This is a genomic window from Bradyrhizobium sp. USDA 376, assembly GCF_054063675.1.
In genome coordinates, this window is sequence record NZ_JBSSGN010000001.1 from 6,628,976 (window position 1) to 6,646,732 (window position 17,757).

Annotated in this window: 18 protein-coding genes; 10 read left to right on the forward strand and 8 right to left on the reverse strand. The window is 64.4% G+C overall.

The annotated features are described in order from the left end of the window. The first annotated feature begins 6 nt into the window (after positions 1-6). The 4 genes from ACVJ19_RS30835 (at position 7) to ACVJ19_RS30850 (ending at position 4,169) form a co-directional block, all read left to right on the forward strand. Positions 7-1,164: a patatin-like phospholipase family protein gene (locus ACVJ19_RS30835; protein ID WP_453952910.1), complete on the forward strand. Its 1,158-nt coding sequence runs from the start codon at positions 7-9 to the stop codon at positions 1,162-1,164. Between the two features lie 128 nt (positions 1,165-1,292). Continuing rightward, entirely contained in the window at positions 1,293-2,039 is a 747-nt protein-coding gene (locus tag ACVJ19_RS30840; protein ID WP_453952911.1) for a TetR/AcrR family transcriptional regulator, read from the forward strand. A gap of 253 nt (positions 2,040-2,292) precedes the next feature. Further along, the gene (locus ACVJ19_RS30845; RefSeq protein ID WP_453952912.1) at positions 2,293-2,898 is read left to right on the forward strand and encodes a PepSY domain-containing protein; all 606 of its coding nucleotides are present in this window, start codon (positions 2,293-2,295) and stop codon (positions 2,896-2,898) included. Positions 2,899-3,131: 233 nt separating this feature from the next. Next, positions 3,132-4,169 (forward strand): aspartate-semialdehyde dehydrogenase, encoded by a 1,038-nt coding sequence (locus ACVJ19_RS30850; protein ID WP_453952913.1) that lies wholly within the window; start codon positions 3,132-3,134, stop codon positions 4,167-4,169. A 131-nt stretch (positions 4,170-4,300) separates the two neighbouring features. On the opposite strand, the gene queA is transcribed toward ACVJ19_RS30850, so the two are convergent. The 5 genes from queA to coaD all read right to left on the reverse strand — a co-directional run bounded on the left by queA (position 4,301) and on the right by coaD (position 7,511). Further along, positions 4,301-5,374 carry a tRNA preQ1(34) S-adenosylmethionine ribosyltransferase-isomerase QueA gene (gene queA, locus ACVJ19_RS30855; protein ID WP_453952914.1) on the reverse strand — a complete coding sequence of 358 codons (1,074 nt, stop codon included), beginning with the start codon at positions 5,372-5,374 and terminating at the stop codon, positions 4,301-4,303. A gap of 145 nt (positions 5,375-5,519) precedes the next feature. Continuing rightward, positions 5,520-5,984 carry a peptidylprolyl isomerase gene (locus ACVJ19_RS30860; protein ID WP_018642141.1) on the reverse strand — a complete coding sequence of 155 codons (465 nt, stop codon included), beginning with the start codon at positions 5,982-5,984 and terminating at the stop codon, positions 5,520-5,522. Continuing rightward, positions 5,981-6,391, reverse strand: coding sequence for a hypothetical protein (locus ACVJ19_RS30865; RefSeq protein ID WP_453952915.1), 411 nt, complete (start codon positions 6,389-6,391; stop codon positions 5,981-5,983). The genes ACVJ19_RS30860 and ACVJ19_RS30865 overlap by 4 nt, the downstream gene beginning before the upstream one ends. A gap of 9 nt (positions 6,392-6,400) precedes the next feature. After that, positions 6,401-6,976 (reverse strand): peptidylprolyl isomerase, encoded by a 576-nt coding sequence (locus ACVJ19_RS30870; protein ID WP_453952916.1) that lies wholly within the window; start codon positions 6,974-6,976, stop codon positions 6,401-6,403. A gap of 37 nt (positions 6,977-7,013) precedes the next feature. Continuing rightward, positions 7,014-7,511 (reverse strand): pantetheine-phosphate adenylyltransferase, encoded by a 498-nt coding sequence (gene coaD, locus ACVJ19_RS30875; protein WP_211401936.1) that lies wholly within the window; start codon positions 7,509-7,511, stop codon positions 7,014-7,016. A 270-nt stretch (positions 7,512-7,781) separates the two neighbouring features. Here coaD and ACVJ19_RS30880 point away from each other — a divergent pair, with 270 nt between their 5' ends. Continuing rightward, positions 7,782-8,039 (forward strand): hypothetical protein, encoded by a 258-nt coding sequence (locus ACVJ19_RS30880; RefSeq protein ID WP_453952917.1) that lies wholly within the window; start codon positions 7,782-7,784, stop codon positions 8,037-8,039. A gap of 194 nt (positions 8,040-8,233) precedes the next feature. Next, a complete protein-coding gene (locus ACVJ19_RS30885; RefSeq protein ID WP_453955252.1) occupies positions 8,234-10,087 on the forward strand; it encodes a potassium transporter Kup in 1,854 nt (617 codons plus the stop codon). A gap of 56 nt (positions 10,088-10,143) precedes the next feature. Here ACVJ19_RS30885 and gyrA read toward each other — a convergent pair whose 3' ends face one another. Both gyrA and ACVJ19_RS30895 read right to left on the reverse strand, forming a co-directional pair. Then, positions 10,144-12,873, reverse strand: a complete 2,730-nt coding sequence (gene gyrA, locus ACVJ19_RS30890) for a DNA gyrase subunit A (protein WP_453952918.1) — start codon at positions 12,871-12,873, stop codon at positions 10,144-10,146. Between the two features lie 169 nt (positions 12,874-13,042). Next, the gene (locus tag ACVJ19_RS30895; protein ID WP_453952919.1) at positions 13,043-13,441 is read right to left on the reverse strand and encodes a DUF2306 domain-containing protein; all 399 of its coding nucleotides are present in this window, start codon (positions 13,439-13,441) and stop codon (positions 13,043-13,045) included. Positions 13,442-13,776: 335 nt separating this feature from the next. Between ACVJ19_RS30895 and ACVJ19_RS30900 the strand changes: the two genes are divergently transcribed. Further along, on the forward strand, positions 13,777-14,106 hold the full coding sequence (locus ACVJ19_RS30900) for a low molecular weight protein tyrosine phosphatase family protein (RefSeq protein WP_453952920.1): 330 nt from the start codon (positions 13,777-13,779) through the stop codon (positions 14,104-14,106). An 18-nt stretch (positions 14,107-14,124) separates the two neighbouring features. Here ACVJ19_RS30900 and ACVJ19_RS30905 read toward each other — a convergent pair whose 3' ends face one another. Further along, the gene (locus ACVJ19_RS30905) at positions 14,125-14,619 is read right to left on the reverse strand and encodes a single-stranded DNA-binding protein (protein ID WP_018642151.1); all 495 of its coding nucleotides are present in this window, start codon (positions 14,617-14,619) and stop codon (positions 14,125-14,127) included. Between the two features lie 464 nt (positions 14,620-15,083). Between ACVJ19_RS30905 and ACVJ19_RS30910 the strand changes: the two genes are divergently transcribed. The 3 genes from ACVJ19_RS30910 (at position 15,084) to ACVJ19_RS30920 (ending at position 17,673) form a co-directional block, all read left to right on the forward strand. Then, positions 15,084-15,845, forward strand: coding sequence for an outer membrane protein (locus ACVJ19_RS30910; protein ID WP_453952921.1), 762 nt, complete (start codon positions 15,084-15,086; stop codon positions 15,843-15,845). Positions 15,846-16,079: 234 nt separating this feature from the next. After that, positions 16,080-16,748, forward strand: a complete 669-nt coding sequence (locus tag ACVJ19_RS30915) for an outer membrane protein (RefSeq protein ID WP_453952922.1) — start codon at positions 16,080-16,082, stop codon at positions 16,746-16,748. Between the two features lie 235 nt (positions 16,749-16,983). After that, positions 16,984-17,673: an outer membrane protein gene (locus ACVJ19_RS30920; RefSeq protein WP_453952923.1), complete on the forward strand. Its 690-nt coding sequence runs from the start codon at positions 16,984-16,986 to the stop codon at positions 17,671-17,673. The last annotated feature ends 84 nt before the right edge of the window (positions 17,674-17,757 follow it).

Consider the following 17,757-nt stretch of genomic DNA (forward strand, 5'->3'; position numbering starts at 1 on the left):
ACCGAAATGTCCGGCCCTTCGCATGGCCGGATCAGGCACACAGGCGTCCGCCTGATCGGATTCCTTGTGGTGGCCTTAAGTCTGGCGCTCGGCGCGTGCACCTCCCTGCCCCGCACGCCCTACACGGCGGCTGAGGCCCAAGCCTCGCGCGTCCTCGATATCGACGGGCTCAGGCGCTACGCCGACGAGCCGGTCACGAAATTCAGCTTCGAGAAGGACACCAGCACCGCGACTAAAACCTATCTGGCGCTCTCCGGCGGCGGCGCCGATGGCGCCTACGGCGTCGGCGTTCTCAACGGCTGGTCCGCGGCCAGAACCCGTCCCAGCTTCACGGTCGTCTCGGGTGTCAGCACCGGCGGCCTGATCGCGCCGTTTGCATTTCTCGGCTCCCAATATGACGACACGCTGAAGGAGGTCTACACCAGCGGCATCGCGGAGAGCCTCTTGAACGATCCCAGCATCATGCGCGTGCTGTTCGGCTCCGGCCTGTTCGGCAACACGCGCCTTCGCGAGCTCGTCGCCCGCTATGTCGGTCCGGAGATCATGGCGCAGGTCGCGCGCGAGAACGCCAAGGGCCGCAGGCTGCTGATCGTGACGACCGATCTCGACACCCAGCGCACCGCCATCTGGGACATGGGCAAGATCGCAGCCGTCGGCACGCCTGAGGCGCTCAAACTGTTTCGCGACGTGATGGCGGCATCCGCCAGCATTCCGCTGGTGTTTCCGCCCATCATGATCGACGCCGAGGGCCAGGGCCGCCGGTTTCAGGAGATGCATGTCGATGGCGGCGTGACGGCACCGGTGCTGACGCTGCCGGAAGCCCTGCTGTTCCAGGGCAGCCGCCTGCCGGGCACTGCGAAGATGGACATCTACATCCTCGTCAACAAGAAGATCGAGCGCAACTTCGAGCTGGTGTCCAACAGCACCATCGACGTCGCCTCGCGCAGCCTGTCGGCGATCACGCAGTCGCAGACCCGTTCGATCATCTTCTCGACCTACGATTTCGCCAAGCGCAACCGCCTCGGCTTCCATCTCTCCTATATCGCGCGCGACTATCCCGCCGCGCCCTCGGAAGGGTTCGACACCGGCTATATGCGGGGGCTCTATCGGTACGGGTATGAGAAGGCCGCGTCGGGCGAGGCCTGGACTTCGGCGCTGCCGTGACGCTGGTGACGGAACGACGTCATATCGAAACCGTTGACGATACGGCCAATTCGGCCAGATTCGCGATGACGCCCCGGCTCCCGCGCGATATAGAGCGAAAGACAGGCATTGCGCAGGAATCATTGGGCATGGGATTGACTGCGACCAGGACCAGACCGGCAGCGCCGCGGCGCGAGGTGCCGAAATCGCGTGGCGGCCGGCCGACCAAGACCGCCGCCATCGAGCGCGACCAGCGGCTGATCGAGGTCGCAACCCGCCTGTTCCTGGACCGCGGCTTTGACGCGACCTCGCTCGACGCGGTCGCCGAAGCGGCCCGCGTGAGCAAGCCCACCGTCTATTCCCGCTACGGCGATAAGCGCGGCCTGTTTGCGGCCGTGCTGAGGCGCGAGATCGAGCGCTGGCTCGCGCCGCTGTCGGCGGCGGCGGAAACGCAGCTCTCCAGCGCCTCGGACATTTCGGTGGAGCAGCGGCTGGTCGAGATCGGCCGCGAGATGCTGACCTTCACATGCGGGCCCGACGCCGTCGCCTTCAGCCGCATGATGACGTCGCAGGCCATCAACTTTCCCGACGTCGCCAAGCTCGGCAAGGAGGAAGGCTGGCTCAAGGCCGTCGCCACCACGGCGCGTTTCTTCGACCATCTGGTGGCGCAAGGCGCTCTGGACATCGAAGACACCACCATCGCAGCCGAGGTGTTTCTCGACGTCGTCGTCGGCCACACCCACCGCATGGCGACGTTCGGAACCGCGCTCGAGATGAAGTCCGCGGAAAAGCGGATGCGCACCGCGATCAAGCTGTTCCTGGCCGGTGCGCTGGGCCCCGCCGACCGCGTCAAGGACGCCGCCAGGGGCACGCCGCGGCGCCGTTCGTCCCGCTGACAATTCCGTGAGCTGGCGTTCTTTCCCCAAGGGGGACGCCGCTACGACGTTGACCAAAATAAAACGATACGGTATGGTTTAGTTATAAGTCGGTACGGGCCGCTTTTTTCACCAGCCCCAAAGAGGTCCGTACCGCTTCGATCGCCGCGGCGGGTACAGCCCGCCACGACGCTCCGCGGCCGGCCTTTGCCCAAGGTCGGCCGCGAATTCTTTACGATCATCCGGCACACTCGCTGGGCCGAGGGTTTCGAGCATGACGACAGCACGACAACACGCCTGGACGCTATTCGCCGCCGCCCTGTCGGCATTGCTCGTCGCAGCGCCGGCGCAGGCGATCGTCTCGGCCGAGGGAACACCCACCGCCCTTCACAGCGAGACAGATGGTGGCGCCGAGGCCGATCGCCAAGCTGTCAGCCGCGAGATCGAGCGCTTCCGGAGCTCGTCGATCTCGATCAGTCAGGCCATGGCGATTGCCGAGGCCCGGCACGCCGGCGCCACGACGGCGGATGTGAGTTTCGACGGGGCTGCCCGCGTGCCGGTCTACCGCGTGAAGACCCTGCACAACGACCGCATCTGGCGCCACACCATCAATGCCGCGACCGGCGAGCTCGTCGGCGGCGAAGCCGCCCTCCCCCTCGCCGAGCTCGACCACGACGATCGCAACAATCTCGCAGCGCTCGGTGCCATCAGGCACCGCCTTGCCGATGCCGTACGCGTCGCCGAGCGCGCAGCCTCCGGCAAGGCCATCAGTGGCGGCCTCGTGCGCGAGCGCGGCCGGCTCAGCTTCGCGATCGTCGTGATCAGCGGCGACGACCTCAAGGAGGTCATCCTGGAGCCGCCGGGCGCTCGGGCCAAATAGCGGCAGGTCCCTCGCGCGGCCACATTCCCGCCGAAAAGCCATTGACGGGCGCAAGACTCTCCCGCATAAGTCGCCGCCATGTTCACGACCACCAAACGCACGACCAAAACCACCACGGCCCCAGGGGCCCGGGGAGGCGTGCGCGCGTAGGTCGTCGACTTAAACGCATCAGCTCTACCGAAGCCCCGCCCTCGATGGTCCGGGGCTTTTTTGTTGTCTAATTCGCAAATTCAATGGAGGACAAAGTGAGTAACGATCCCGTCGTCGCGATTGTCGGCGTCACCGGTGCGGTGGGCGCCGAATTCATCGCCACCATGGACAAGCGCGGCTTTCGCGTCGGCAAGCTCAAGGCGCTGGCGAGCGCCCGCTCCGCCGGCAAGACGGTGTCGTTCCGCGGCCAGAACGTCGTCATCGAGGAATTGACCGAGCGCGCCTTCGAGGGCGTCGACATCGCCCTGTTCTCCGCCGGCGGCAGCATCTCCAAGAAGTTCGCGCCGATCGCGGTCAAGTCGGGCGCCGTCGTGGTCGACAATTCCTCCGCCTTCCGCATGGATCCGAACGTGCCGCTGGTGATCCCCGAGATCAACGCGAACCGCATCCGCGACCACAAGGGCATCATTGCGAACCCGAACTGCGCCGCGATCACCGCGCTGGTGCCGCTCTGGCCGATCCACCAGAAGAACCGGATCAAGCGCGTGATCATCTCGACCTACCAGGCGGCAAGCGGCGCCGGCGCCGCCGCGATGGAGGAGCTGGTCGAGTCCACCCGCGCCAATCTCAACGGGCAGGTCTATACGCCCAAGGTGATGCCGCACCCCTACGCCTTCAATCTCTTCAACCACAACACCGCGGTCGACCCTGAGACCGGCTACAACGACGAAGAGACCAAGGTCATCAAGGAAACCCGCAAGATCTTCGAGGACGAGAGCATCGCCGTCGGCGTCACCTGCGTCCGCGTGCCGGTGCTGCGCGCCCATTGCGAGGCCATCACCTTCGAATGCGAGAGGCCGATCAGCGAGGACCAGGTCCGCGCCATCATGGCGCAGGCCCCCGGCGTGAAGGTCGTCGACGACCGCACCAAGAACTACTTCCCGATGCCGATCGATGCCTCGGGCCAGGACGACGTCCTGGTCGGTCGCATCCGCAAGGATCTCAGCGATCCTAGCGGGCATTCGATCTCGATGTTCGTGGCCGCCGATCAGCTCCTCAAGGGCGCGGCGCTGAACGCGGTGCAGATCGCAGAGCTGTTGCCGCAACGGGTGATGGCGTAGCGGAGAGATGCGTAGGGTGGGTTAGCCGTAAGGCGTAACCCACCACTTCTGCTTCCGCGGTTAGAGACAGTGGTGGGTTACGCCGATCAGATGCGCTTTGCGCATCTGCAGGGCTAACCCACCCTACGGCCCTACGGCCCTACCCGAAACAACAGGCACGCATCGCCATACGAATAGAAGCGATAGCCATTGGCAATCGCATGCGCATAGGCCTGCCTCATCGTCTCCAGCCCGGAGAATGCCGACACCAGCATGAACAGCGTCGACTTCGGCAAATGGAAGTTCGTCATCAGGACATCGACGGCGCGGAAGCGATAGCCGGGGGTGATGAAGATCGCGGTCTCGGCCGCGAACGGCTGGATCGTGCCGTCTTCGCTCGCCGCGCTTTCGAGCAGACGCAATGACGTCGTGCCGACCGCGACGATGCGGCCGCCACTCTTTTTCGCCGCGTTGAGCCGCTCCGCCGTCTCGGCCGAGACCGTGCCCCACTCGGCGTGCATCTTGTGGTCTTCGGTGTCGTCGACCTTGACCGGCAGGAAGGTCCCTGCCCCGACATGCAGCGTGACGCTGACGATGCCGACGTCGCGCGCGCGCAGCGCCTGCTCCAGCGCGGGCGTGAAATGCAGGCCTGCGGTTGGGGCAGCAACCGCGCCCTCGTTGGCCGCGAACATCGTCTGGTAATCCGCAAAATCCTGATCGTCAGGCGTGCGCTTGGAGGCGATGTAGGGCGGCAGCGGCGGGCTGCCGAGATCGGCGATGGCCTGATCCAGTGCGGGCCCATGGAACGAGAATGACAGCGTCACCTCGCCCTCGGTGCCCTTGGCCTCGACCTCGGCGTCGAGGTGGCCGAGCAGGCAGACCTTGCCCTCATTGCCGAAGCGGATGCGGTCGCCGGCAACGAGCTTCTTGGCGGGCTTCACCAGCGCCTGCCAGCGCGAGCCGTCGAGACGCTTGATCAGCGTCGCCTCGATCTTCGGCTCGGTCTCGCGGCCGATGCGGCGGCCTTTGAGCTGCGCCGCGATCACCTTGGTGTCGTTGACGACGAGCAGGTCACCGGGCCTCAGCCATTGCGGGAGGTCGGCAATGACCTGGTCGCGCAGCGCGCCGTTCTCGACCACCAGCATCTTCGCGGAGTCGCGCGGACTCGCCGGGCGCAAGGCGATGCGCTCGGCGGGCAGGTCGAAATCGAAGAGATCGGTGCGCATGTCGAGCTCAGCGCCACGCAGTCAGACCCTCATGGTGAGGAGGCGCGTTAGCGCCGTCTCGAACCATGAAGGCCGAACTTGCAGCAGCGGGGCCTTCATCCTTCGAGACGCGCGTTCCGCGCTCCTCAGGATGAGGGTCGCGTGCTTATTCCTTGTCCGCGGCCATCCGCGCCTTGACGATCTTGTCCGGGTTTTGCACCGGCTCGCCGCGCTTGATCTTGTCGACGTTCTCCATGCCCTCGGTGACCTTGCCCCACACCGTGTACTGGTTGTCGAGGAAGCGGGCGTCGTCGAAGCAGATGAAGAACTGGCTGTCGCCGGAATCGGGGTTGGCGGCGCGCGCCATCGAGGCGGTGCCGCGCACATGCGGCTCCTTGTTGAACTCGGCCTTCAGCTTCTTGCCCGAGCCGCCGGTCCCGGTGCCGTGCGGGCAGCCGGTCTGGGCCATGAAGCCCTCGATCACGCGGTGGAACACGATGCCGTCGTAAAAGCCCTCGCGGACCAGCTCCTTGATGCGCGCAACATGGCCGGGTGCGAGGTCGGGCCGCATCTCGATGGTGACGGGGCCCTGCGTGGTTTCGAGGATCAAGGTGTTTTCGGTGACGCTCATACTCGTCTCTCTTGCGTTGGGGGTGAAGTCTTCCGGTTACGGAACTGGATCGCGAATGGACGCCCCGCAGCAGCGCCGGCCATCGCATCGGTAAATGGCATCGGCGTGCAGCGTTGCAACGCCTCCATCACCGCGATCCGGTATTGCAGCCGGTCATTGTCGGAGGCCTCCGCGGATTCATAGGTAATCCTCGGATGGCCCAGAATGTTTCCGGCCCGGTTAAAGCTCACGACGACGGTGATGTCGAGTGGGCGAGCCCTGGCGGGCGGCGGCGGCTTCCAGCAGGTGTGCAGATGCCGGAACACGTCCTGGATGGTGTTGACCTGTGCGTCCTCGGCCTTGGCGCCTGAGACACCAAGCAGCAGCACCGCGGCAGCGAACAGAAGCCTGTTGCCGCAGCGCGCCATCGCGTTTTCCTACTTGATGTCGGAGGCGACCTGCACCTTCACCATCTTGTCGGGATCGGTGACGGTGCCGCTGCCTGATCCGGGAGGCGCCTTCTTCAGCTTGTCGACGACGTCCATGCCCTGCACGACCTCGCCGATCACGGTGTACTGGTTATCGAGGCTGCCGCCGTCCGCGAACATGATGAAGAACTGCGAGTTGGCGGTGTCGACGCTGTCGCCGCGCCGGGCCATGCCGACGATGCCGCGGGCAAAATGCACCTTGGAGAATTCCTGCTTCAGGTTCGGATATTTCGAGCCGCCGGTGCCGTTGAATTTCTCGCCGTCGCCGGTCTGCGCCATGAAGCCGTCCATGACGCGGTGGAACGGCACGTTGTTGTAATAGCCCTCGCGCGCAAGCGTCTTGAGGCGCTCGGCGTGCTGCGGTGCCAGATCGGTCCTGAGCTTGATGACGATGCGGCCCTTGGTGGTGTCGATGACCAGCGCGTTGGCCTTGTCGAGGTTCGCCGGAAGCTGCTGCGCCACCGCCGGGACCGCGCTGATGAGCGCGGCAAAGATCGTGGCAAGAATTGCGAGACGACGGATCATGAAAACTCCGGATCTGGTGAATTGAGGAAGCGCGCCGTTATCCGGCGAATTTGGCCTTGAGCAGGGTGGCGACGAGCGGCGGCACGAAGGTCGAGACATCTCCGCCCATCCCTGCGATCTGGCGCACCAAAGTGGCGGTGATCGGGCGGACCATGGGAGAGGCCGGCAGGAAGACCGTGTGCACCTCGGGCGCCATGGCCTCGTTCATGCCGGCAAGCTGCATCTCGTAATCGAGGTCGGTGCCGTCGCGCAGGCCCCGAATCATGATGGTCGCGCCATGCTTGCGCGCCGCGGTCACCGACAGATCGTCAAACGTCACGGCTTCGAGCACGCAGCCGGCCTGGGCCGCGATCGGACCGCAGACGTCCTCGAGCATCTGCAGGCGCTCCTCGGTCGAGAACAGCGGCTTCTTGCCGGGATGGACGCCGATCGCGACCACCAGCCTGTCGCACAGCGGAACGGCATGGCGGACCACGTCCAGATGGCCGTTGGTGATGGGGTCGAAGGAACCCGGATAGAAGGCGATGCGCGGCATGGCCCCCTCCTACCGCGCCCGGCCCGGCCCGGCAAGCCGGGCAGGTTCCTTGCCCGTTTCCGGCCCGTTTGCCGGGAAATGTCGGCTGGAGGTGTCGGCCATGGCCGGTTTGTTTCGTCCTGGGGGCGGCCACGACACAAAACAGAGTGCGAACGAAACCATTTCCGGCCTCCCGCGAAGACGTCCGGAAACTGGCCATGGTTACTGATCCGGCCAACGAATGACGGGCCGCAGACTGGGCGTAGGCGGCCGCATCACAGGGGACAGTCAATGATCAAGGCTATTTCAGCGATCGCACTCTCTGCGTGTGTTGCCGCAGCCCTCACCCTCCTGCCCGGCTTTGCCCCGACCGTCGAGGCCAGCGTGCCGCAGCCGCTCGCCAAGAGCGACCGGCTCGATATTCGCACCATCGGCCGTGACTGCTCGCAGCAGGCCTGGCCGAATTTCGAGGCGTCCTGCCTGCGCCGCGCCGGCAGCAAGACCAATGTCCGCGAGGCCCGCCTCGTGACCGCTGACCGCACGCCGTAGTCGGCTCTGTCAGTTTCGCGTCAGCTAACCCCTCAAGATTAAACCCCATGGATATTTGCGACGTCTCGTCGCAGACTGCGTGATGCTCGCGCCCGTCGGAATGGCCCGGCGGGCGCGATCCCATCGGGGGGTTGCCATTGTCCAGTACGCCCGCAGTCGCTACCGGCCATCATCCTGATCCGCTGCCGCTTGCCATGACCATGGGCGCCCTCGGGGTGGTCTATGGCGATATCGGCACCAGCCCGCTCTATGCCCTCAAGGAAGCCGCCAAGGCGGCTGCCCATGGCGGCACGCTAAGTCACGACGCTGTCCTGGGGATTGCCTCGCTGATCCTCTGGGCGCTGCTGCTGATCATTTCGCTGAAATATGCGCTGTTGATCCTGCGCGCGGACAATCGCGGCGAAGGCGGCATCGTCGCCCTGTTGGCCCTGCTCCACGCGCGCAACGCCCAACCCGGCACCTGGCGGGCGCATCTGTTGGTGGTCGGCCTCGTCGGTGCCGCCCTGCTCTATGGCGACGGCGCGATCACGCCGGCAATCTCGGTGCTCAGCGCCATCGAGGGCCTCAAGGTCGACGCCCCCTCGCTCGCGCCCGCCGTCGTCCCCGTGACCATCGTCATCCTGATCGGCCTGTTCATGATGCAGAAGCAGGGCACCGGCTTCATCGGCCGCATCTTCGGACCGGTGATGCTGGCCTGGTTTTTCGTGCTCGCCGCCCTCGGCATCCACGGCATTGTCAAGGCGCCGGCGGTGCTGGCCGCGCTCAGCCCATTCTATGCCTTCAACTTCCTGATCCACCAGGACTTCCACATTTCGTTCGGAATTCTCGGCGCGGCCTTCCTCGCGGTGACCGGCGGCGAAGCCATGTATGCCGACATGGGGCATTTCGGCCGCATGCCGATCCGGCTCGCCTGGTTCGCCATCTGCCTGCCCGCACTGGTGCTGAACTATTTCGGCCAGGCCGCGCTGCTGATCACCGATCCCTCGATGATCGAGAACCCGTTCTTCCAGCTCTGCCCGGACGCCCTGCACTATCCGCTGGTCGCCTTCTCGGCGGTCGCGACCGTGATCGCCTCGCAGGCGATCATCTCCGGCGTGTTCTCGCTGACCCAGCAGTCGATCCAGCTCGGCTTTTTGCCGCGCATGCAGATCCGCCACACCACGAGCCATGCGATCGGCCAGATCTACGTGCCGCTGGTGAACTGGCTGCTGGCGGCGGCAACGCTCGGCGCGGTTCTGAGCTTCGGCAGCTCGGACGCGCTCGCCGGCGCCTACGGCATCGCGGTGTCGCTGCTGATGGCCATCACCACGCTGCTGGCAGCCCTGGTTGCGATCCAGTGGGGCTATTCGCCGTGGCTCGTGGTCGCGGTCAACGGCTTCTTCTTCGTCATCGACGTGATCTTCTTCTCCGCCAATTCGATCAAGCTGTTCGAGGGCGGCTGGTTTCCGCTGCTGCTCGCCGGCCTCGTCGCCTTCCTGATGCTGACCTGGCGTGCCGGCGTGAAGCTGGTCGAGGCCGCGCGCGGCCACCTGCGCCAGCCCGAGGAGGACCTGATCGAGACTGCCGTGAACAAGTGCAGAGCGAGGCTGCCCGGCACAGCCGTGTTCCTGGCGTCAGCACCAAAGGGCGTGCCGCTGGCGCTGACGCAGTTCGTCAAGCACAACCACGTCCTGCACGAACGCATCGTCCTCGTCACGGTGCTGATCGAGGAATCGCCGCATATCACCGACGAGGAGCGCGCCGAGGTGATCGACATCATCCCCGGGATCACCCGCGTGATCCTGCATTACGGCTTCATGCAGAATCCGACGATCTATGAGGGACTGACGCTCGCCTGCCGCCAGGGCAAGCTTCCCGGCATCGACCTCTCCGACATCACCTATTACGTCGGCCGCGAGACCATCATCCCGCGCGAGGACGTCCCGGGCATGTGGGTCTGGCGCGAAGGCGTATTCGCCTTCCTCCAGCGCAATGCCGAACGCTCCGCCGCGTTCTTCGGCGTGCCGACCAAGCAGGTCGTGGAGTTCGGCACGGAGCTGGAGATTTAGCGAATGGCGAATAGCGAGTAGCGAATGGAAATTCTCCATTCGCTATTCGCCACTCACTACTCGCCATTGCCATTCCCGTTCTCTGCCTCTTCCGTGATGTGCTCGACCGAGACGACGTGCTCGTCCTCGGCGGTGTCGAACACGATGACGCCCTGCGTTGAGCGGCCGGCGATGCGGATGCCTTCGACCGGGCAGCGGATCAGCTGGCCCTTGTCGGTGACCAGCATGATTTGATCCGCCTCCTCTACCGGGAAGGATGCCACGAGGTTGCCGTTGCGGTTGTTGACGCTCATGGCGACGATGCCTTTGCCGCCGCGGCCCGTGGTGCGGTACTCGTAGGACGAGGTCCGCTTGCCATAGCCGTTGACGGAGACGGTCAGCACGACCTGCTCCTGCGCCGACATCTCGACATAGCGTTCCTGCGGGAGCTGGAAGCTGCCCGAGGTCTCCTCGGCCTCGGCATCCGCTGCTGGCTCTTCCGCGGCGGCCTCGCCCGCGACCGCGCGGCGCATCTTCAAGTAAGCCGAGCGCTCGTCCGAGGTGGTCTCGACGTGACGCAGGATCGCCAGCGAAATCACCTTGTCGCCTTCGCCGAGCGCAATGCCGCGCACGCCCATCGAGGTGCGCCCGGTGAACACGCGCACGTCGGTGACGGGGAAGCGGATGCACTGGCCGCCGGCAGCCGTCAGCAGCACGTCGTCGCGCTCGGTGCAGATCTGCACGTCGACGATCGCCTCGTTGTCGTCGAGCTTCATGGCGATGATGCCGGAGCGGCGGACGTCGACGAAGTCGGACAGCTTGTTGCGCCGGACGTTGCCGCCCGTGGTGGCGAACATCACGTCGAGCTGGCCCCAGGTCGATTCATCCTCCGGCAGCGGCATGATGGTGGTGATGCGCTCGCCCTGCTCCAGCGGCAGGATGTTGATCATGGCCTTGCCGCGCGCGTTCGGCGCGGCCATCGGCAGCCGCCAGACCTTTTCCTTGTAGACCTGGCCGCGCGAGGAGAAGAACAGCACCGGCGTGTGCGTGGACGCCACGAACAGGCGGCTGACGAAATCCTCGTCGCGGGTCTGCATGCCGGAGCGGCCCTTGCCGCCGCGGCGCTGCGCCCGGTAGGCCGACAGCGGCACGCGCTTGACGTAGCCGGCGTGCGAGACGGTGACGACCATGTCCTCGCGCTGGATCAGGTCCTCGTCCTCGACCTCGCCCTCCTGCTCCATGATCACGGTGCGGCGGGGCGTGGCGAATTCCGTCTTCACCTCAGTCAGCTCGGTCTTGATGATACCCAGCACGCGCTCGCGCGAGCGCAGGATATCAAGATAGTCGGCGATCTCGCCGGCGAGCTTGTCGAGCTCGTCGCGGATTTCGTCGCGGCCGAGTGCGGTGAGGCGCTGAAGGCGCAGGTCGAGAATGGCCCTCGCCTGTTCCATCGACAGTCGGATCGTGCCGTCCTCGCTGATGCGGTGACGCGGATCGTCGATCAGCGTCAGCATGTCCTCGACGTCCCGGGCCGGCCAGTCACGCGACATCAGGGTGTCGCGGGCGGTGGTCGGGTCCGGCGAGGTCCGGATGACGCGGATCATCTCGTCGATATTTGCGACGGCGATCGCCAGACCCACCAGGATATGAGCGCGATCGCGCGCCTTGGCGAGCAGGTACTTGGTACGCCGCGTGACGACCCGCTCACGGAAGTCGACGAAGATGGCCAGCAGGTCCTTCAGATGCATGATCCGCGGACGGCCGCTGTCGAGCGCCACTATGTTGACGCCGAAACTCGTCTGCAGCGGGGTGAACCTGTACAGCTGGTTCAGCACCACATCCGGCACGGCGTCGCGCTTCAGCTCGATGACGACGCGGTAGCCTTCGCGGTCGGATTCATCGCGCAGGTCGCCGATGCCCTCGATCTTCTTTTCCTTCACCAGCTCGGCGATGCGCTCGACCATCGTCGCCTTGTTCACCTGGTAGGGAATCTCGGTGATGATGAGCGCCTCGCGCTCCTTGCGGATGGTCTCGATCGTGACCTTGCCGCGCATCACGATCGAGCCGCGGCCGAGGTGATAGGCGGCGCGGATGCCCTGCCGTCCGAGAATGACGCCGCCGGTCGGGAAATCGGGTCCCGGCACGATGTTGATGAGCTCGTCGATGGTGAGCGCGGGGTTGTCGATCAGCGCAACGCAGGCGTCGATGACCTCGCCGAGATTGTGCGGCGGGATGTTGGTGGCCATGCCGACCGCGATGCCGCCGGCACCGTTGACGAGAAGGTTCGGGAACTTGGCCGGCAAGACCGACGGTTCGGTCTCGTTGTTGTCGTAGTTCGGCTGGAAGTCGACGGTGTCCTTGTCGATGTCGGCCAGCAGTGCCAGCGCCACCTTCGTCAGGCGCGCTTCGGTGTAACGATAGGCGGCCGGGGGATCGCCGTCGACCGAGCCGAAATTGCCCTGGCCGTCGATCAGCGGCACACGCATCGAGAAGTCCTGCGCCATGCGGACCATGGCGTCGTAAATCGACTGGTCGCCGTGCGGATGATACTTACCGATGACGTCGCCGACCACACGGGCGGACTTGACGTACTTCTTGTCGGGTGTGTGCCCCTGCTCGTTCATCGAGTACAGGATGCGGCGATGCACCGGCTTCAGACCGTCGCGCGCGTCAGGCAGCGCCCGCGCCACGATCACGCTCATGGCGTAGTCGAGATAGGACTTTTTCATCTCCTCGAAGATGGAGACGGGGCGAATGTCCGAGGGTTGCGCCGGCTGGTCGCCGGGCTTGTTGTCGTCGTCAGCCAAGGGGGAATCCGGTGAGGTTTTATCTGGGAATCATATAGCGCATCGGGGCCCCGATAACCACCCTGGCGAGGCCCTGGGAAAGCGCTTTTTCCGACTGTTTTTCCAGAGACTTACGCCATTCCCGACGCGATCCCGGACGGAGCCGGAACGGACCGCGCGGAGCCGGCTCTCACGCCCCGAAAATCACCCGGTGCATGATGCGCCCGGGCACCAGCGTGAACAGGCCCGCCACCACCAGCGCCCCGGCGAAGATGAGGATCATCATCCGCCGGTGGTCGACGACGCGATGGGTGTGCGCCCGCCACACTGCCAGCGGCAGAACCACCAGGGTGAAGATCGACAACAGATGGATCGGGCTGAACGGCCCGACCAGGCGGATCTGGTGGATCCAGAACGACGAGGCGGCCACGACCGCCATCAGGACCACCCAGATCCAGCCGATCGCCCGGTGAGGCAGCGTGCCCTTGGGCGCGGAGAACTGGACGAGGCCGAGCACGAACGCGGCCATGGCGGCAAAGGCATGCAGCGGGATCGCTGGCGCGGCCTCAAGCAGCGGCGCAAGGCTCATGCGGGGCTCCCTCAGGTAGCACGGCGACCGATGTGAATAGGATTAACATGAAGTTAATACCATTCACATCGCCTCCCGTCAAAGACTTGAGGCTGCACTTGAGGCAAGGCCGGAAAACCTGAGCTTCACCCGATAATTGGTAAGGAATCCTGTCGCTCTACGCGAACGGCGCCGATGCAGAAGCGTTCGCGCCGACCGGCTTCAGAGTGGAATGTTGCCGCTTCCATCGACTGTCGAACGGTAATTCTGTAGCAGGAGCTCTTTGAAGCCTGCCCGAAAGCCACCGACCAATCATTCCGACCGACACCGGATCGATCGTCTCCGAAAGCGGTAAAGTGACCAACGTCCTTTTCGTCTGCAGCGCCAATCGCCTCCGCAGCCCTACCGCTGAACAGGTGTTTTCAACCTGGCCAGGGGTCGAGACCGACGCGGCCGGCATTTCGAACGGCGCGGACGTCTTGCTGTCCGCCGAACAGGTCGAATGGGCCGACATCATCTTCGTCATGGAGAAGACCCACCGGAACAAGCTGAACCGGAAATTCCGCTCCAGCTTGAACAACAAGCGGGTCATCTGCCTCGACATTCCGGACGACTACGAATTCATGGATCCTGGCTTGGTCCGGATCCTTGAAAACCGCGTTGGCCGTTATTTACGGCGAGACTAGCCGCCTCTCCCGCAGCCCTCAGAACGGGATGTCGTCGTCCATGTCGCTGTTGCGGCCGCCGCCGGCGGCAACGGGGCGGCGCGGCGCGCTGCTGACCGGACCGGAGGAGCCGAAATCGCCGCCCGGCTCGTCGCCGAAGCTGCCACCTCCGCCGCCACCACCGCGGCCATCGAGCATCGTCAGCGTCGAGTTGAAGCCCTGGAGCACGACCTCGGTCGAGTACTTCTCGACGCCGCTCTGGTCGGTCCATTTGCGGGTCTGGAGCGCGCCCTCGATGTAAACCTTCGCACCCTTCTTCAGATACTGCTCTGCGACCTTGCAGAGCCCCTCATTGAAGATCACGACGCGATGCCACTCGGTCTTCTCCTTGCGCTCGCCGCTGTTCTTGTCGCGCCAGGTCTCCGAGGTCGCGATGCTCAGATTTGCGATCGGCCGCCCGTCCTGGGTGCGGCGAATTTCAGGATCCTTGCCGAGATTTCCAACCAGAATGACCTTGTTGACGCTTCCCGCCATCGCCGCTCTCCACTCCAATGCCACTGAATTCGTAAGGCCGCATTCGCAAGACCGCACGCGCGCCCCGCGGTCCTCTGCAACCTGATTGAGGCGACCCTATACGCTTGCGCGGACCGATCAGCCCATCAGCGCTCGGGTTATCCCCACATATAGCATCGCCTGCCGGCTTGTTCCAGATTTGTTCTTTCTGGACAGGCGCCGAATATCCGCCTCGGACGGTGCCTGAATGCCGCTCAATTGGTGCGCACTGGATGGAACCTGTTCAGGTTCCACTAATCATGGAAAAGTGCTTAACATTCATCAAGTTACATGCTCGCACTTGCCCTGCGACTGTTGCATTTCGGAGACGGACTCTGCCTGCCGCTTAGGCTACGGTTGCCTTGGAATTGAGTTCATATGGGCGTCGCGCCTGATCGGCCGCTTCGGGGACCCTCAAGAAGCGGACCTTACCCGGGGAGACTGCAATGAATAAGATTTTGATTGGTACAATCGGTGCTGTGGCGTTGGGCCTGTCGGCTCCCGCAAGCGCGGCGGATATGGCGGCGCGTCCCTACACCAAGGCTCCGCCCCCGATGGTCGCGACCATCTACGACTGGAGCGGTTTCTACATCGGCATCAACGGGGGCTGGGGCTCAAGCCGCAATTGCTGGGACTTCGTGACACCGGTCACCGGTACGCTGATCGATGACGGCTGCCATAACGCAACGGGCGGCACAGTCGGTGGTCAGGTCGGCTATCGCTGGCAGTCGGCCAATTGGGTGTTTGGTGTGGAAGGCCAAGGCAACTGGGCTGACTTCAGTGGAAGAAACATCAGCCCGACCGCGCCAGGTCAGCAGAACCGTACGCGGGTCGAAGCCTTCGGCTTGATTACCGGTCAGGTCGGTTATGCCTGGAATAACGTTTTGGTCTACGTAAAGGGCGGCGGCGCCGTAGTGGACGACAAATACGACCTCATCGTCGCGCCGGGCTTTGTGGGTGCTGGCACGACCTTCGGTTCGGCCAACGGAACACGCTGGGGCGGAACGGTCGGCGCGGGAGTCGAATTTGGCTTCGCCCCGAACTGGTCGGTGGGCTTCGAGTACGATCACATCTTCCTCGGCACCCGAAACGTCGACTTCACCTTCGGCGGAGCCTTCGTTCAGACCGAACGCGTCAGTCAGGACGTCGATCTCGCCCTCATCCGCGTGAACTACCGTTGGGGCGGCCCGGCGATCGCCAGGTACTGATCGCAAGCATAGTCTCTTCTGACGAAAGGCCGGCCTCGCGCCGGCCTTTTTGCTGTGTGCGAGCCAAGGGAGCAATCAGTCAGCGATTATGACGTTTTGTAACTGTTGTGGCTTTTCGGGTACACAACTTGCGGCTTCGTTGGTGTAAGCACGACGCCAGTTGGACCACGGCGTCCGATGCCCTTCCGTTCACGGAAGGCAACAACAGAAACTGGGACTGGGATTTAGTTGAAAATGAAGAAGGTTTTGTTGGCTTCGGCCTGTTTGTTCGCTCTGGCTGCCCCTGCGTCGGCAGCTGATCTCGCGGCCCGCCCGTACACCAAGGCTCCGGTCGCTGTGGCCTCGGTCTACAACTGGACCGGCTTCTACCTCGGTATCGTCGGTGGCGGCGCCTGGCAGGCCGACTCCGATCCGAAGATGAAGGGTGGCTTCGTCGGCGGCACCGCCGGCTACAACTGGCAGACCGGCAATGTCGTGTTCGGCCTCGAGGCCGACGCTTCCTGGGCCGACGTCAGCGCCTCGGCAACCGCGTTTGGCATCACCGCGACCTCCAAGACCGATGCACTCGGCACCGTGCGCGGCCGCATCGGCTGGGCAGTCAACAACGTCCTGTTCTACGGCACGGGCGGCTACGCTTGGATCGACAACAAGCTCAGCGCCAGCGCGCTCGGCGTGACGATCTCCGACAGCAAGTTCCACTCGGGCTGGACCGTCGGTGCGGGCGTCGAGGCGTTCTTCGCTCCGCAGTGGTCGGTCAAGGGCGAGTACCTCTATCGCAGCCTCGGCAGCGAAACCTATTTCGGAAACATCGGCGTTCCCGTGGCTTCCGGCTCGCTCAACTTCCACACCGTGCAGGTCGGCGTGAATTATCACTTCGGCGGCCCGATCGTCGCGAAGTACTAAGCTTCGTCTCCGACGCTACCAGCGTTACGAAAGGCCGGCCTCGCGCCGGCCTTTTTGTTGTCTTCGCGCGCGGCAATATATGCCAGCCCGCCACTCACGTTTTCGGCGAGATGTGGCTCCCCGGTGACACAACCTTAGGCTTCGATGGTGTAAAGCAATGACATCAGTTGGGTCATAGGCTCCGCTGCTCTTCCTCTGCGGAAGGCAACAAAGAGAAACGGTACTGGGGAATCAGATGAAGAAGATTTTGCTGGCTTCGGCCAGCCTGTTCGTACTCAGCGCGTTGACACCCGCCTCGGCGGCCGATCTTGCGGCCCGCCCCTACACCAAGGCGCCGGTGGCTGTGGCCTCGGTCTACAACTGGACCGGATTCTATCTCGGTATCGTCGGCGGCGGCGCCTGGGAAAACGCCTCGGGTGACCCGAAGATGAAGGGTGGCTTCGTGGGCGGCACCGCGGGCTACAACTGGCAGACCGGCAACGTCGTGTTCGGCGTCGAGGCCGATGGCTCCTGGGCTGACGTGAATGCCTCGGCCACCGTTCCTGTTCTTGGCATCCCCGTCACAACCACCTTCCGCACCGATGCGATGGGCACCGTGCGCGGCCGCATCGGCTGGGCCGTCAACAACGTCCTGTTCTACGGCACCGGTGGTTACGCCTGGATCGACAACAAGATCACCGTCTCCGCACTGGGCGTGTCCGTGTCGGACAGCAAGTGGCATTCCGGCTGGACCGTCGGTGCGGGCGTCGAGGCATTCTTCGCTCCGCAGTGGTCGGTCAAGGGCGAATACCTCTATCGCAGCCTCGGCAGCGAGAACTACTTCTCGAACCTCGGCGTTCCGCTGGCGTCCGGCACGCTCAACTTCCACACCGTGCAGGTCGGCGTGAACTATCACTTCGGCGGCCCGGTGGTTGCGAGGTACTGAGCCCTGCTCCATCCGCGTTACGAAAGGCCGGCCTCGTGCCGGCCTTTTTGTTTGGCGGACCTTCCAGAGCAGTTCCGCGCTCTC

Bases quoted from the DNA above. Each gene is read 5' to 3' on its own strand.
- ACVJ19_RS30835 (WP_453952910.1), top strand. From the start codon at position 7: ATGTCCGGCCCTTCGCATGGCCGGATCAGGCACACAGGCGTCCGCCTG.
- ACVJ19_RS30840 (WP_453952911.1), top strand. From the start codon at position 1,293: ATGGGATTGACTGCGACCAGGACCAGACCGGCAGCGCCGCGGCGCGAG.
- ACVJ19_RS30845 (WP_453952912.1), top strand. From the start codon at position 2,293: ATGACGACAGCACGACAACACGCCTGGACGCTATTCGCCGCCGCCCTG.
- ACVJ19_RS30850 (WP_453952913.1), top strand. From the start codon at position 3,132: ATGGAGGACAAAGTGAGTAACGATCCCGTCGTCGCGATTGTCGGCGTC.
- queA (WP_453952914.1), bottom strand. From the start codon at position 5,374: ATGCGCACCGATCTCTTCGATTTCGACCTGCCCGCCGAGCGCATCGCC.
- ACVJ19_RS30860 (WP_018642141.1), bottom strand. From the start codon at position 5,984: ATGAGCGTCACCGAAAACACCTTGATCCTCGAAACCACGCAGGGCCCC.
- ACVJ19_RS30865 (WP_453952915.1), bottom strand. From the start codon at position 6,391: ATGGCGCGCTGCGGCAACAGGCTTCTGTTCGCTGCCGCGGTGCTGCTG.
- ACVJ19_RS30870 (WP_453952916.1), bottom strand. From the start codon at position 6,976: ATGATCCGTCGTCTCGCAATTCTTGCCACGATCTTTGCCGCGCTCATC.
- coaD (WP_211401936.1), bottom strand. From the start codon at position 7,511: ATGCCGCGCATCGCCTTCTATCCGGGTTCCTTCGACCCCATCACCAAC.
- ACVJ19_RS30880 (WP_453952917.1), top strand. From the start codon at position 7,782: ATGATCAAGGCTATTTCAGCGATCGCACTCTCTGCGTGTGTTGCCGCA.
- ACVJ19_RS30885 (WP_453955252.1), top strand. From the start codon at position 8,234: ATGACCATGGGCGCCCTCGGGGTGGTCTATGGCGATATCGGCACCAGC.
- ACVJ19_RS30895 (WP_453952919.1), bottom strand. From the start codon at position 13,441: ATGAGCCTTGCGCCGCTGCTTGAGGCCGCGCCAGCGATCCCGCTGCAT.
- ACVJ19_RS30905 (WP_018642151.1), bottom strand. From the start codon at position 14,619: ATGGCGGGAAGCGTCAACAAGGTCATTCTGGTTGGAAATCTCGGCAAG.
- ACVJ19_RS30910 (WP_453952921.1), top strand. From the start codon at position 15,084: ATGAATAAGATTTTGATTGGTACAATCGGTGCTGTGGCGTTGGGCCTG.
- ACVJ19_RS30915 (WP_453952922.1), top strand. From the start codon at position 16,080: ATGAAGAAGGTTTTGTTGGCTTCGGCCTGTTTGTTCGCTCTGGCTGCC.
- ACVJ19_RS30920 (WP_453952923.1), top strand. From the start codon at position 16,984: ATGAAGAAGATTTTGCTGGCTTCGGCCAGCCTGTTCGTACTCAGCGCG.